Here is a 12,533-nt window from a genome sequence, read left to right as displayed (position 1 = left end):
ATCAAGAAAGTAAGAATGATGACACTGTACATAATGCTGATAGTCGTTGGTTGGCCAAGTTTGTCCGAAACAGCTCCCCAGATAATACGGCCCATCGTATTACTTAACGAATACACACTGACATATACGGCTGCCGCTGCTGCGGATAGGCCGAACATTGATTGTCCGATCGGTGAAGCGTTTGAAGCGATCATCAAGCCTGAGAAAGCACCCATAGCGAACATCAGGATGATCATATAGAATTTTGGATCCTGCAGCATTTCTTTCCAGTTCTTATTTACGACCGGTTTATTCGCTGCTGCAGTAGCCGCTGCGTTCATATTTTTTGGCATGTAATCTTTCGGTGCAACCTTGATGAAGAGGCTGCAAGTGAAGCTGATGATTGCATAGGCGATACCCATCCGCACGAAAGTGTCGGCAACGCCAATACTTTGGATCAATTGGTTCGCGATCGGAGCTGCGATGATGGCCGCTCCGCCCATACCTGCTGTGATCAATCCAGAAGCCAAACCTTTTTTATCCGGGAAGAAACGGATGGTGTTGCTTAGGCAGCCTGAGTAAGCGAAGCCTTGTCCGAAACCGGCCATCAAACCATAATACACGTACAATTCAGTCAAAGTCGTAGCTGTACCCGCCAAAGCAAAACCGACACCGAACAATACCGCTCCGGCCATCGTGCTCCATTTCGACCAACCTTTGTCGGTCAAGAAGCCGCCCAAAATCATCGGAATCGGCCCCAAAGCCGCATTGATCGCGAAAGCTACCATGACCTCAGCCATTGTCCAACCTCTTGCGGCAGACAACGGTCCTGCCAATACGCTAAAAGCATAAACTGCACCCGTACACATCAAGATACCCATAGAGCTGACCAAGACAGCCCAACGATTAATTTCCTTTTTCATCAACAACACTCCCCTATTTTCCATTCGCCATGACGATGTTTTTTAGTTCTCCCCAATTTTCGCGGAACATGCCTTCGTTCATTACTTTCAGATTATCGGCAATGACCGGTTTGAAGCCCATTTGTCCCAAAATATCTTTTTCCAGATCGACGCCAGGCGCGATTTCGATCAGGCGCAATTTGCCTTTTTCGAGGTCGAATACCGCACGTTCCGTCACATACAATACTTCCTGTTCCACTTCGGACGCGTATTCCCCACTGAAAGTCACTTGTTCGACTTCAGCTACGAATTTCTTCGCTTTGCCTTCTTGGATGATCGTCAAACGGCCATCTTTTACTTCCTGCTGCAAACCGCCGGCAGTAAAGGTTCCTGCGAACACCAATTTTTTGGCAGCTTGGGAAATATTGATGAATCCGCCGCAACCAGCTACACGATTGCCGAACTTGGATACATTCACGTTTCCGGAGGCATCGGTTTGAGCCAGTCCCAATACCGACAGGTCCAATCCGCCGCCATCGTAGAAATCGAATTGCGCATGGTGATCCATAATCGCTTCGCTGTTGAAGGCATGTCCGAAGTCCTTCATGCCTGCCGGAACGCCGCCGATCGATCCTGCTTCGGTAGTCAACACCAATTGATCACTGATGCCTTCTTCCGCACCGACTGTCGCGACATTGACAGGAATCCCTACGCCAAGGTTCAGGACAGCTGAAGGAACCAACTCCATCGCTGCACGACGGGCGATAACTTTACGGGCATCCAACGGAAGTGCCGTTACAGCATCCAATGGTACTTTTGTATCGCCGGAGAAAGCCGGATTGTACTCCGTATTTTCGGTTTGGAATTGATTGCCTGGTTGTGCCACGACAATGTAGTCGACCATAATGCCCGGTACTTTTACATCTTTAGGATGCAGCGTGCCTGCAGCCGCCAACGTTTCCACTTGTGCGATCACGATACCGCCTGAGTTTTTGACAGCCTGTGCGACTGGCAGCACTTCCATGTGCAAACCTTCTTTTTCAAGCGTCAAGTTGCCTTTTTCATCGGCTACCGTTCCGCGGATCAGGCCGACATTAATCGGAAAAGTCGGATAGAATAACCATTCTTCATTTTCGATTTCAACCACTTTGACGATGTCCTCGGTCGTGCGCGGTGAAAGCTTGCCGCCTTCCAGACGCGGATCAACAAATGTGCGCATGCCGACTTTAGTGAACAAGCCCGGACGTTTTGCAGCGATTTCTCGGTACAATTGGGTGATGACCCCTTGCGGAAGGTTGTAGGCTTCGCATTTGTTTTCGACGATCAGGTCACTGAGTTGCGGAGAAGCACTGACGATCCCGCCGATCCAACGTTTGATCAGGCCTTCGTGGGCAAGATGACTCATCCCTTTTGTGCGGCGATCCCCTACAGCGCTTGCGTGGATGACTGTCAGGTTATTCGGATGACCTTCCGCTTTAAAGCGATCTTCGATGGAAATGGCCATTTCTTCGTTTACACAAGCCAGTCCGAATCCGGTCAACGCCACTGTACTGTTGTCTTTGATCAATTTTGCCGCTTCCGCAGCTGTGATTACTTTTGTCATAAGTGTACCCTCCTGTTTGCTCGTTCATTCACATAAGTAAGTAAGAAAAAAGCTCAGCCTTGATCTGAGCTTTTCAGTTTTGATTAATAAGCGATCTTCAATGATCCTGCGATTGCTTCAGCATCCTTGAACAATGTTTCGATGATTTCTTTGGCAGGACGGATATCACGGACCATACCAGTGATTTGGCCGGCCATGACCGATCCGTTCTCGACATCGCCTTCGAATACGGCTTTGCTCAATGAACCCAATGACAATTCTTCCAATTCATCACGGGATGCGTTGTTGTTTTCCAGTTCCTGGAACTTAGCAAGCATTTTGTTCTTGATCGAACGGACAGGCGCTCCATTGCGGCGGCCTGTAACGATTGTAGCTGTATCATCAGCATCCAGTACCGCTTGTTTGAATGTAGCCGGAACCGGGCATTCTTCAGCAGACAAGAACAGTGTTCCTACCTGGATTCCTTGAGCACCCATTGCATACATCGCAACGACGCCGCGGCCATCACCGACGCCGCCGGCTCCCAATACAGGGATGTTGACTGCGCTGACTACTTGCGGTACTAAGCACATAGTTGTTGTTTCGCCGACGTGTCCGCCCGCTTCTGTTCCTTCAGCTACGATTGCATCCGCACCCAAGGCTTCCATTTTTTGTGCATGTTTCACGGAAGCTACTACTGGAATGACTTTGATGCCAGCTTCTTTGAATTTCGGCATGAACGGTTTCGGTGTTCCTGCTCCAGTTGTCACGACTTTGACGCCTTCTTCGATCACGACATCAACCAATTCCGGACAATTACGCATCATCAGCATCAAGTTAACGGCAAACGGTTTGTCCGTCATCGTTTTGCATTTTTGGATCTCTGCACGCAATTGATCTGCTGTCATTCCGCCTGAAGCGATGATGCCTAGTCCGCCTGCATTTGAAACGGCAGAAGCGATATCAGCCGTTGCGATCCGAGCCATTGCTCCTTGAAAAATAGGATATTTTATTCCTAGCATTTCGCATATTGTTGTCATCTTGTTTTTCCTTCTTCCTTGAATTGTGAGTAGTGAGTCTGCAAGGTCGGCTGAAATCGCCGCTCCGTTTGCTCACCTTTTCTCTTGATAGTTGCATTATAGAATTGATCTGATTAATTGTGAAATAGTAATCTTCACCGGTTTATCATAACCGTTTGGTTATACGAAATAATTGGATTGGGAGCAAAAACCTCGTCACTAGTTAGTTTATGAACAAATATAATACACCTCTTTTTTGACATAATGTATTTTGTTCATATCTTTTTTGTTCTGAATAGATATCACTTTCATAACCCCTATGTTATAATTGTGATTATTTTATCTTTCACAATCATAAAATGCGGTACAATAACGCTTGCAATTCTTTATCGTTTTCCAGTATAACCATCAGTAGAACATCGCGATTGAAAGGATGACTAAAAAAATGATGCAACAGACAACTATCATTGCCTACCTGGATGCCATCGTCAGTGAAGGGACCTTCACTCAGGCGGCAAAGTCTTTATATATTTCCCAACCCTACCTCAGCAAGACCATCACGAAGCTGGAAGAGGAACTGCAAACCCAATTGGTTGAGCGCAATCGGACGCCGATGGAATTGACCTATGCCGGCGAACGGTTCCTGACGCACATGAAAAAGATGCAGAACCAATACGAAGATATGGTCAACGAATTGACCATGATCACAAAGCTGAAGTACGGCCGGATCCGCATCGGTGTCCATCCGATCATGGGTTCCTTTCTGCTTCCGCTGATCCTGCCGAAGTTTCATGAAAAATATCCAGGCATCGTCCTGAAGATCATGGAGCAGGATGCCAAGACGACGGAAATGGACCTGCTGGAAAACAAAGTCGATCTCTACTTGGGCATGCTGCCGATCCATAACGAACAACTTTCCTACACGATGCTTGCCGATGACAAATGGTGCGTCATCGTTCCCGACACAAGCCCGTTGTACCAACCCGGCTTGAAGGATATCGAAAAATTCCCTTATCCTTTGAATCTGCTGAAGAACGAAAAGTATGTGCTGACCACCTCCCAATCCGGCATCCGCAAACAGGCAAATGAATTCCTTAAGCATCTGGACATCAAGGCGGACATCGTCATGGAAACGCAGAATATCTCAACAGCAGCAGCGCTTGCCAGAAAGGGTATGGGACTGACTTTTCTGCCGAAAAGTGCGCTCAACAACAGCGAATTGATGGACACTTACAATATTTTCTACATCGAAACCAGCATCGTCCGCACCCGTTATTTCATCGCCTACAGCAAAGAAAAGACCCTTTCCTCCGTCGACCTGGCCATGATCGATATGGCGAAGGAGCTGATGAAAGCCTACAGCGATTCCATCTGAAAAAAAAGGAGCAAGAGAGTGCGTCAGTGCGCATTCCCTTGCTCCTTTTTTGCATCCCATCTATAAAAAAACACCGCTTATTCCGTTCGGAACCATATCATTTGGCCTTCGGCAGCAGAAGTTGTATCATCAAGGTAAGCAAGGACGAAAAAAAAATCTTGCCGCATGAAGCGAATCATTCACCTTCAGGAGGGAGTCACATGGATAAATTATCAAGAGACGACCACGATGCTATCGATGCCACTTGGTTAACGGAAGAACCCTATCTGGATATCATTCCCGAAGATCCCCCTCAAGAAACCGAGATCCTGTACTGCCAATGCAAGCATCCATCGAGCGTTTATCAGGAAAGCAATGATCTTGGTCACTGGCTGAAATGCGGAGACTGCAATCGCGTCATCAAAGACTCGTTCGAATCGGCAAAACCTTATTGAGGGACAGCCGCCTAAAAAAAACAATAAAAAAAGGAACAAGAGTGCGTCATTACGCATTGCTTGTTCCTTTTTTTGCATCCTAATATCAAAAAAACACCAGAGATCAGTCTGGTGTTCCGACGTTTGCTGCTTTCAATCCTTTGATATCCAAAAACTTTTGGCAGAGTTTATCCAATTCCTGTTCCATCACAGCACTTGTCTCAGGTGAATAACTGAGCATTTTTGCCGGATTGGATACCAGATCCAACACGGAATCGGGAACCACTTTGTCTCCTTCGACATGGACAGCAATCTGTGGATAGTAGTTCGTTGTTCCGCAGCAGGCTGAGACAAGATAGGCGATTTCATAATGCTCGTTGCCTTTGTCGCGAATGCGGAAATAGCCATCGCCGATGAATTCCTTTTCCGGTCCAAAATTAGCCAATATCAGTTCCAAATCCTTCTTTTCCATTGAGAAAACCCCTTTTCTTCGTGAATCAACCAAAATAATCATTTGCTTAAAAAACGTGAACACAGGCTTGTACTTCAACACTTGCCCGCACTTTTTCCTTCAAGCATAGTATACCACTCCATGGCAGTTTTGCACATCCGCCGTGCAATAGATGAACCCTATATGTCTGATATTTTCCCAAGCCCCCTTCCTCGTTTGGAGGGAGTGCTTCTGTTAAGTTTATCCTTCACCGCTATGATAAAATGAACTTGTAAGCGCTGGCTAAACTAAATGCAGAAACGGGGTATTCCAGATGACAGAAACAAAATTATCGAAACTGAGAATCACTGGCCAATCACACCAAGGCATCACCACTACAGTAAAAGTCCGTAACCTGCCTGAATTTTTTGTGGATGAATCGGAACGGATGGGCGGCGACAACAAAGGGCCGAATCCGCTAGAATATCTTTTGAGTTCGCTGGCAGGCTGCACCTCGATCATTGCCTATTATGTAGCCGAACAACAAGGGCTCGCCTACAGAGGCCTGTCGTTCACCGTCGAAGGCACCTTTGATCCGCGCGGTTTTGCCGGGGAAGACGATATCCGGACCTACTTCCAGGAAGTCACGCTCATCAACCATATCGAGACCGATGAGACCGACGAAGCCATCGAGAAGTTGGCGGCTGAAGTCGAAAGAAGATGCCCCGTCTATAACCTCATGCTGGATGCGGGCGTCGACATGTCGACCCAGTGGATCAGGACCAATTAAAAAAAATCCCATCAGCCTGCCAAACAAGGCCTGATGGGATTTTTTTGTCGTTACATCTACTTGAATTCTCTCAGCTTGTTTTCGCTCGGAACCATGTGGCTCGTATAATTTTCGATTTTGAATGTCAGCCGTTCCATCGCCTGCTGCATCACATCGATCCGTTCCTGCAGTTCATGCTGTTGTTCGACCAACAGATCCATCCTTGCCGGAACAGTCTCTTCACCGCTGCGGAAGAGCGCAAGATATTCGATCAAGGATTCAATCGATAGCCCTGCATTGCGCATCTGGCGACTGAAGACGATCCATTTCAGATCTTCTTCATCGAATTCACGGACTCCGTTTTCATTCCTTTTTATGGGCGGAATCAGACCGATCCTCTCATAGTAGCGGATGGTATCAGCCGATACACCCGTTTGCTCGCTGGCTTTCTTTATGTTTATCATCTCGTCCATCCTTTCGGCATCTAAACCTGTCCTGGCAGTTAGCTTCAGTTACATCCTACACCTTGGAGTGGACTCCAAGTCAAACGGAAATTCCAGGCAGTGAGAACTACTGCTTCAATAATCTTTCAGCCTTGCAACGCAAGCAACTGCAAAATCGTATGCGAAACCGCGTCCTCATCATTCGATCTTCCCGTGGTGAATGCCGCCGTGTCCTTGATGATTGGATAAGCGTTCCGCACAGCGAAACTGTACCTGCCGCTCTTCATCATTTCGACATCATTCATCCCGTCACCGAACACCATCGTTTCTTCCGGGGTGACCTGCAGCAGCTCCTGCAGATGGGCTACCGTACTCCCTTTATGTACATTCAAATCCGTAATATCCAGCCAGGCTTTCTCCGAAGCGACGATATGCGCGCGGTCACGAAAAGCAGCCAATTTTTCAGCGGTCCCGATGCATCGTTCTTGCATATCACGGACTGTGATTTTTATGAAATCGTCCTCGATGGCTCCGAAATCCGCCACCGTCATCACTTTCTTGTAGGATCTCCTTACAGCCGCGGATTCTTCAGGCGACAGATCGTTTTTGATCATGGCGGCTTCCTTCGTGCAAGCGATCAGCGTATGCCCAAGCTGCATTTCTTCCAGTTCGCGCAGGATGGCCAGGCCTGTCGTATTCTCCAACAACGATTCATAGACGACTGCGCCATTGCGTTTGATCCGGGAAGCACTGTCCCCGAGAATCCAAAAATCAGCGGCATCCTCGCCGAATATTTCTTCGACACGCTCACTCTGCTTGCCCGTACAAGGCGCGAAAACGACTCCTTTTTCCGCCATCATCTGCTTGACCTGCTTGAAAAGTTCCCTGTTGAAATCCCCTTGGCTATTCAAAAAAGTGCCATCCATATCCGTCAAAATCAACTTAATCATCCAATGTCCTCCGTTCCGATAAATTTCTCCCTCCATTATCGCATACTTTCTGGTCCACGACAGTCCGTATGCTGAAGCGCAGAAAACCTTCCGGATGGCGCTGCTTGTGCGATTCCCGTATAATGAAGCTTGAAATCATAATAGAGAAGGTGCAATCATAATGATAACAACTATCGGCATCACAACTGACAATCAAATCAAAAAAGACCTCGATCTGAATACCGCGGATCTCTCCGCCTACAAATGGAGCTGGATCGACTTCGATAACCCAACAACCGAGGAGTTCCAGCATCTCAAGGATACTTTCCACTTCCATCCTTTAGCTATTGAAGATTGCCTCCAGTTTCTTCAGCGTCCGAAGTTGGATTATTACGAAGGCTATACCTTCTACGTCACCCATCATGTCCATGCGGAGCAGAAGAAAATCATCAAGGAAGAACTGGACTTTTTTGTCGCGGAAAAATTCATCGTGACCTTCCACTATAAATCTTCAAAAGAAGTGCACTACATCCGCGAGCGCCTGCTTGCACAGCAAAATACAGAAAAGTGGGATCCCCACTACGTGTTCTATCAAGTGCTCGACAAAATCGTGGACAATTATTTCCCTTTGCTGCATGACGTTGAAGACGAACTGATTCGCATCGAGGACAGCACTCAAAATAGGCGCTCGCCCGATCAGATGCCGCAGCTGATCGATATCCGCCATCGGTTGTTGAGTCTGATGCAGACCGTCAATCCGATGCGGGATCTGCTTTATCGGATGCTGAATTCCCAGCATTTGGAAGGCGTCCGCAAAAGACGCAGTTATTTTTCGGATATCCACGATGACTTGCTGAAGGTGTCCGAGCTAATCACCTCTAATCGCGAAGTGACGACGGATATGCGCGACAGCTATCTGTCGCTCAATTCCCATCAGACCAACGAGGTGATGAAGATCCTCACCATCATCACCTCGATCTTCTCGCCTTTGACGCTGATCGCCGGCATCTATGGGATGAATTTCGAACATATGCCGGAATTAACTTGGAAATACGGCTATTTTCTAGCGATTGGCCTGATGCTCCTGATTGGTGTTTCCATGTATCGGTGGTTCAAGAAAAACGGCTGGTTCTGATTACCAGCCGTTTCTCTTGTAATAGGTGGCAACAGGATGCTTCAATTCCCCTGTTTCCAGATAGCTGCTGAAATCATTCACCGTGAACAGGTCGCCTGGCTCCAGCAAAAAGAAATAGAGGTGATTCGGACAACGTTTGCTTTTTGCCAAAATATGATTGTTTCCACCATAGGCATACCACCAAATTTCAAACAGCTCCTCCCTGACGAAAAGCTTATCCTCCAACAGTGTGAACTCATAGCATCCTTTTCGTTCCAACAAATCGGCGACATCCAACTTTTCTCTCCAGATTCCTTTTTGCATCAGCATCATTTTCCTCACCCTACCCATCAGCCTTCAGTTTTGATTCACGTGATATTTCTGGACCACAACTTGATTGCGCTTGTTCTTCCTGCCATAGATCACGATTGCGTTTCCTTCGCTGACCTGATACAGAAAATCCAATGAATGCGCGCGGATCAAGCAATTTTGCTTCTCTTCCTTGTCCACTGTCAGTGTGAAACGGATCAGTGGCGTTTCCTCCAGTTTGAGGATTTTGATTTTTTCCACTGAACCTTTCAGGCAAATCCCATTTTCCATATCAGTCACATCCTTTAATACCATAATACGAACACACGTTCTTTTTGTCAACCTTTTCCTTCTCCGGGAAAATCGCTAAAGCTATCCTTTTCCTCTTGGGAAAAGTAAGGAAACGTGTTAAGATGTTCTATACATAAGCGGATGCTCTAAACTGGCGGTTCCAGCCGGAGGAATTTTGCATCCGACGAAAGGAAGATTCGCCATGCCCATCAAACTGATCGCCGTCGATATGGACGGGACTTTCCTGGACAGCCACAAGAAATTCAACAAGGAGCGCTTCGCTGCCCTATACAAACGCATGCTCGAAAAGGATATCCGTTTTGTCGTGGCCAGCGGAAACCAATACTACCAACTGCGTTCTTTTTTCCCTGAAATACAGGATAATATTGCTTTTGTGGCGGAAAATGGCGCTTTCGTCGTGGATTGCAACAAGGAGCTGTCCGTCGGCGAGATGACGCAGGAGACCATCGATAAAGTGCTCCGGATCTTCAAGGAGTTGGATGCCTATTCGAAATTGGTCGTTTGCGGCAAAAACAGCGCCTATGTCGACAGCTCCGTTTCCGATTACTTTTACCAAAACACGAAACGCTTCTATCATCGCTTGAAACGTGTGGATTCTTTTTCCGAAATAGATGATATCATCTTCAAATTTGCATCAGGATTCTCAGAAGAAGAAGTCCCTTCCCTTTTGGAACACTTCACGCGCGAAGTAGGCGATGTCGTCTCCCCGGTACCGACCGGCCATGGCTCCATCGACCTCATCATTCCCGGCATGCATAAGGCTTCCGGCATCCAACTGCTGCAGAAGCTGTGGGGCATCTCCGATGAGGAGACCGCCGCATTCGGCGACAGCGGGAATGACATCGAAATGCTGGAGCATGTGGCCTACAGTTTCGCGATGGCGAACGCAGCCGAGGACGTCAAAAAAGCCGCCAAATACTGTGCCCTTTCGAACAATGAAGAAGGCGTATTGGCCGCAATCGAGCAGCTGCTCGAAATGGAATAAACAAAAAAGGATGATGGATCCCGCTTCAATTATGAGGCTGGGGGCATCTTCCTTTTATTTTGTTTTCAGGAATCAGACCTTTCAAGCAGGTTTAAAGTTCATTAAATTTTAAGATAAATTATTGTTCCTCTGTTTTCAGTTGTATGTTACTATGTACTTTTGCGTCCTAATAAAATAATCTTGAGCATCAAATAATCACTATTTTTTCAAGAAGGAAGGTATCCATGAAACAATACAAAAAAGAATGGTTCGGTAATATCAAAGGGGATATTCTGGCAGGTATCGTCGTCTGTTTGGCTCTATTCCCTGAAGTCATCGGTTTCATGATCGTCGCAGGGGTGGCTCCGATTGTGGGAGTCTACGCCACTTTCTTCATCACAGCCATCGCAGCCTTTTTCGGCTCCAGCAAGGGCATGATTTCAGCAGCAGCTGGGTCTGTGGCATTGGTGCTGGCTCATCTGGTCGCCGAATACGGAATCCAGTACCTTTTTGCCGCCACGATTCTGGCAGGTATCCTGCAGCTCGTCCTGGGACTACTCAAAATCGGCACCTTGATGCGCTACATCCCGAAGCCTGTCATGACCGGTTTCGTGAATGGCTTGGGAATCATGATGTTCACTTCGCAATTAGATCATTTCCAAGGCAGCCTGCTTTTGCCGCTTCTGGGCCTTTTGGGAATCGCGATCATTTTCCTGTTCCCTAAAGTCACGAAGAAAATCCCTGCACCTATCGTTGCGATTTTGGTCATCACCGCGATTGTGCTGGGCTTTGGCTTGGATGTGAAAACGTTGGGAGATATGGGTTCCATCTCTACGGATTTGCCGCGCTTCGGCATCCCGGCTGTTCCGATGACGTTGGAAACTTTGCGGATCATTTTCCCTACGGCACTTTCGGTCGCCATCGTCGGGTTGGTGGAATCCTTGTTGACCGCCCAGTTGGTCGATGAAATCACCGAGGAAAAGAGCGACAAAAATCAAGAGACGCTGAGCCAAGGTCTGGGGAATGTCGTTTCTGGCTTCTTTGGAGGCATCGCCGGTTGCGGCATGATCGGTCAAACGATCATCAACCTGAATTACGGCGGCCTCGGCCGTCTTGCGACTTTCCTGTCAGGATTCTTCATGTTGTCGTCTGTCGTTCTTTTGAACGGCGCTGTCGTGCAGATCCCTGTTGTCGCTTTGGCGGCAGTCATGGTCGTCGTTTCCTTTGAAACCATCAACTGGGACTCGATCAAACGTCTGCGGACGAACCCTAAAAATGAAAGTTTCGCAATGATCCTAACCGTGGCCATCGTTATCGGAACGCACAACTTAGCTTACGGCGTCGTGGCCGGAACTTTGGTCAGCGCCATCTTCGCAGCTTTCAAAATGGCTCATCTCCATGTTGAATCCGGAACTGCCGATGATGATCACCACTACAAAGTGGACGGCCACCTTTACTTTGCTTCCGCCGAAAAATTTCTGGAATTCTTCGCTGAAGAGATTGAACACGAGGAAGAAGTCGTCATCGACATCAGCGCCATGACCTTATGGGATTCCACCGCTGTTGAAGCGATCGATAAGCTCATCACCCGCAACAAAAAACGGGGCGTGAAAACGACGTTCACCGGCGCGAATCCGCAAAGCTCGGCCCTTTTCAAACGGATATCCATTCATAAAGAAAAATAGGAATGCCCATGGGCCGCCTCTCGAGGCGGCCCTTTGTCGTCTTCCTCCTCCGGCGAGCGCAGCCTTCGACGGAGGGCGGTCATCATTCCGATTGCGTTCTCCGACGAGCCCGGATTGATCGGAGGTGAGGCCAATTATTACGGTTGTCCTCCGTCGAAGGGATCATTCACAGGAGCTACGCTCACATTTCGGCGCCCTGCTCCAAAAAAGACAGGCTTTCCCACAGTGGGGCAGCCTGTCTTTATCATTGCTTAACTAAAGCCTGCCTACACTTCCACCAAGTCGAAACGCGTGATGATGCCGAGCAG

The 12,533-nt window shown here is 47.8% G+C and carries 14 protein-coding genes; 6 read left to right on the top strand and 8 right to left on the bottom strand.

Features of this window, described 5'->3' with window-relative positions; genetic code table 11:
- The 3 genes from WBV27_RS08235 to WBV27_RS08225 form a co-directional block, all read right to left on the bottom strand.
- Positions 1–902, bottom strand: a 902-nt coding sequence (locus WBV27_RS08235; RefSeq protein ID WP_424201071.1) for an L-lactate MFS transporter, incomplete at its 3' end; no start/stop codon positions are given.
- Between the two features lie 13 nt (positions 903–915).
- Positions 916–2,484 (bottom strand): acyl CoA:acetate/3-ketoacid CoA transferase, encoded by a 1,569-nt coding sequence (locus WBV27_RS08230; protein ID WP_424201069.1) that lies wholly within the window; start codon positions 2,482–2,484, stop codon positions 916–918.
- 83 nt (positions 2,485–2,567) lie between these two features.
- Positions 2,568–3,503 carry a nitronate monooxygenase gene (locus WBV27_RS08225; RefSeq protein WP_424201067.1) on the bottom strand — a complete coding sequence of 312 codons (936 nt, stop codon included), beginning with the start codon at positions 3,501–3,503 and terminating at the stop codon, positions 2,568–2,570.
- 424 nt (positions 3,504–3,927) lie between these two features.
- Here WBV27_RS08225 and WBV27_RS08220 point away from each other — a divergent pair, with 424 nt between their 5' ends.
- Positions 3,928–4,857, top strand: a complete 930-nt coding sequence (locus WBV27_RS08220; protein WP_424201065.1) for a LysR substrate-binding domain-containing protein — start codon at positions 3,928–3,930, stop codon at positions 4,855–4,857.
- A gap of 200 nt (positions 4,858–5,057) precedes the next feature.
- Entirely contained in the window at positions 5,058–5,291 is a 234-nt protein-coding gene (locus tag WBV27_RS08215; RefSeq protein WP_424201063.1) for a hypothetical protein, read from the top strand.
- A gap of 103 nt (positions 5,292–5,394) precedes the next feature.
- Here WBV27_RS08215 and WBV27_RS08210 read toward each other — a convergent pair whose 3' ends face one another.
- Positions 5,395–5,742 (bottom strand): hypothetical protein, encoded by a 348-nt coding sequence (locus WBV27_RS08210; protein WP_424201061.1) that lies wholly within the window; start codon positions 5,740–5,742, stop codon positions 5,395–5,397.
- A 292-nt stretch (positions 5,743–6,034) separates the two neighbouring features.
- Between WBV27_RS08210 and WBV27_RS08205 the strand changes: the two genes are divergently transcribed.
- Positions 6,035–6,490, top strand: a complete 456-nt coding sequence (locus tag WBV27_RS08205) for an OsmC family protein (RefSeq protein ID WP_086986076.1) — start codon at positions 6,035–6,037, stop codon at positions 6,488–6,490.
- Between the two features lie 56 nt (positions 6,491–6,546).
- On the opposite strand, the gene WBV27_RS08200 is transcribed toward WBV27_RS08205, so the two are convergent.
- Both WBV27_RS08200 and WBV27_RS08195 read right to left on the bottom strand, forming a co-directional pair.
- Positions 6,547–6,930, bottom strand: coding sequence for a MerR family transcriptional regulator (locus tag WBV27_RS08200; protein ID WP_424201073.1), 384 nt, complete (start codon positions 6,928–6,930; stop codon positions 6,547–6,549).
- A 128-nt stretch (positions 6,931–7,058) separates the two neighbouring features.
- Complete coding sequence (locus WBV27_RS08195) at positions 7,059–7,862, bottom strand: HAD-IIB family hydrolase (protein WP_424201059.1); 804 nt, start codon at positions 7,860–7,862, stop codon at positions 7,059–7,061.
- A gap of 160 nt (positions 7,863–8,022) precedes the next feature.
- Here WBV27_RS08195 and corA point away from each other — a divergent pair, with 160 nt between their 5' ends.
- Positions 8,023–8,976 (top strand): magnesium/cobalt transporter CorA, encoded by a 954-nt coding sequence (corA, locus tag WBV27_RS08190; RefSeq protein WP_424201057.1) that lies wholly within the window; start codon positions 8,023–8,025, stop codon positions 8,974–8,976.
- Here corA and WBV27_RS08185 read toward each other — a convergent pair whose 3' ends face one another.
- Positions 8,977–9,288, bottom strand: a complete 312-nt coding sequence (locus tag WBV27_RS08185; RefSeq protein WP_424201055.1) for a hypothetical protein — start codon at positions 9,286–9,288, stop codon at positions 8,977–8,979.
- A 24-nt stretch (positions 9,289–9,312) separates the two neighbouring features.
- Positions 9,313–9,555, bottom strand: coding sequence for a hypothetical protein (locus WBV27_RS08180; protein ID WP_424201053.1), 243 nt, complete (start codon positions 9,553–9,555; stop codon positions 9,313–9,315).
- 202 nt (positions 9,556–9,757) lie between these two features.
- Between WBV27_RS08180 and WBV27_RS08175 the strand changes: the two genes are divergently transcribed.
- Both WBV27_RS08175 and WBV27_RS08170 read left to right on the top strand, forming a co-directional pair.
- A complete protein-coding gene (locus WBV27_RS08175; protein ID WP_424201051.1) occupies positions 9,758–10,561 on the top strand; it encodes a Cof-type HAD-IIB family hydrolase in 804 nt (267 codons plus the stop codon).
- 224 nt (positions 10,562–10,785) lie between these two features.
- Positions 10,786–12,225 carry a SulP family inorganic anion transporter gene (locus WBV27_RS08170; RefSeq protein ID WP_424201049.1) on the top strand — a complete coding sequence of 480 codons (1,440 nt, stop codon included), beginning with the start codon at positions 10,786–10,788 and terminating at the stop codon, positions 12,223–12,225.
- Positions 12,226–12,533: the final 308 nt, after the last annotated feature.

It is taken from the genome of Trichococcus sp. (assembly GCF_049589555.1).
Lineage (GTDB): Bacteria > Bacillota > Bacilli > Lactobacillales > Aerococcaceae > Trichococcus.
Note: the sequence above shows the minus strand (reverse complement) of the source record. Positions and strands in the feature narration are given on the sequence as shown.

What these genes read in the sequence shown, in the direction of transcription:
- WBV27_RS08230 (WP_424201069.1), bottom strand. Translation starts at nt 2,484, where the DNA reads ATGACAAAAGTAATCACAGCTGCGGAAGCGGCAAAATTGATCAAAGAC.
- WBV27_RS08225 (WP_424201067.1), bottom strand. Translation starts at nt 3,503, where the DNA reads ATGACAACAATATGCGAAATGCTAGGAATAAAATATCCTATTTTTCAA.
- WBV27_RS08220 (WP_424201065.1), top strand. Translation starts at nt 3,928, where the DNA reads ATGATGCAACAGACAACTATCATTGCCTACCTGGATGCCATCGTCAGT.
- WBV27_RS08215 (WP_424201063.1), top strand. Translation starts at nt 5,058, where the DNA reads ATGGATAAATTATCAAGAGACGACCACGATGCTATCGATGCCACTTGG.
- WBV27_RS08210 (WP_424201061.1), bottom strand. Translation starts at nt 5,742, where the DNA reads ATGGAAAAGAAGGATTTGGAACTGATATTGGCTAATTTTGGACCGGAA.
- WBV27_RS08205 (WP_086986076.1), top strand. Translation starts at nt 6,035, where the DNA reads ATGACAGAAACAAAATTATCGAAACTGAGAATCACTGGCCAATCACAC.
- WBV27_RS08195 (WP_424201059.1), bottom strand. Translation starts at nt 7,862, where the DNA reads ATGATTAAGTTGATTTTGACGGATATGGATGGCACTTTTTTGAATAGC.
- corA (WP_424201057.1), top strand. Translation starts at nt 8,023, where the DNA reads ATGATAACAACTATCGGCATCACAACTGACAATCAAATCAAAAAAGAC.
- WBV27_RS08185 (WP_424201055.1), bottom strand. Translation starts at nt 9,288, where the DNA reads ATGATGCTGATGCAAAAAGGAATCTGGAGAGAAAAGTTGGATGTCGCC.
- WBV27_RS08180 (WP_424201053.1), bottom strand. Translation starts at nt 9,555, where the DNA reads ATGGAAAATGGGATTTGCCTGAAAGGTTCAGTGGAAAAAATCAAAATC.
- WBV27_RS08175 (WP_424201051.1), top strand. Translation starts at nt 9,758, where the DNA reads ATGCCCATCAAACTGATCGCCGTCGATATGGACGGGACTTTCCTGGAC.
- WBV27_RS08170 (WP_424201049.1), top strand. Translation starts at nt 10,786, where the DNA reads ATGAAACAATACAAAAAAGAATGGTTCGGTAATATCAAAGGGGATATT.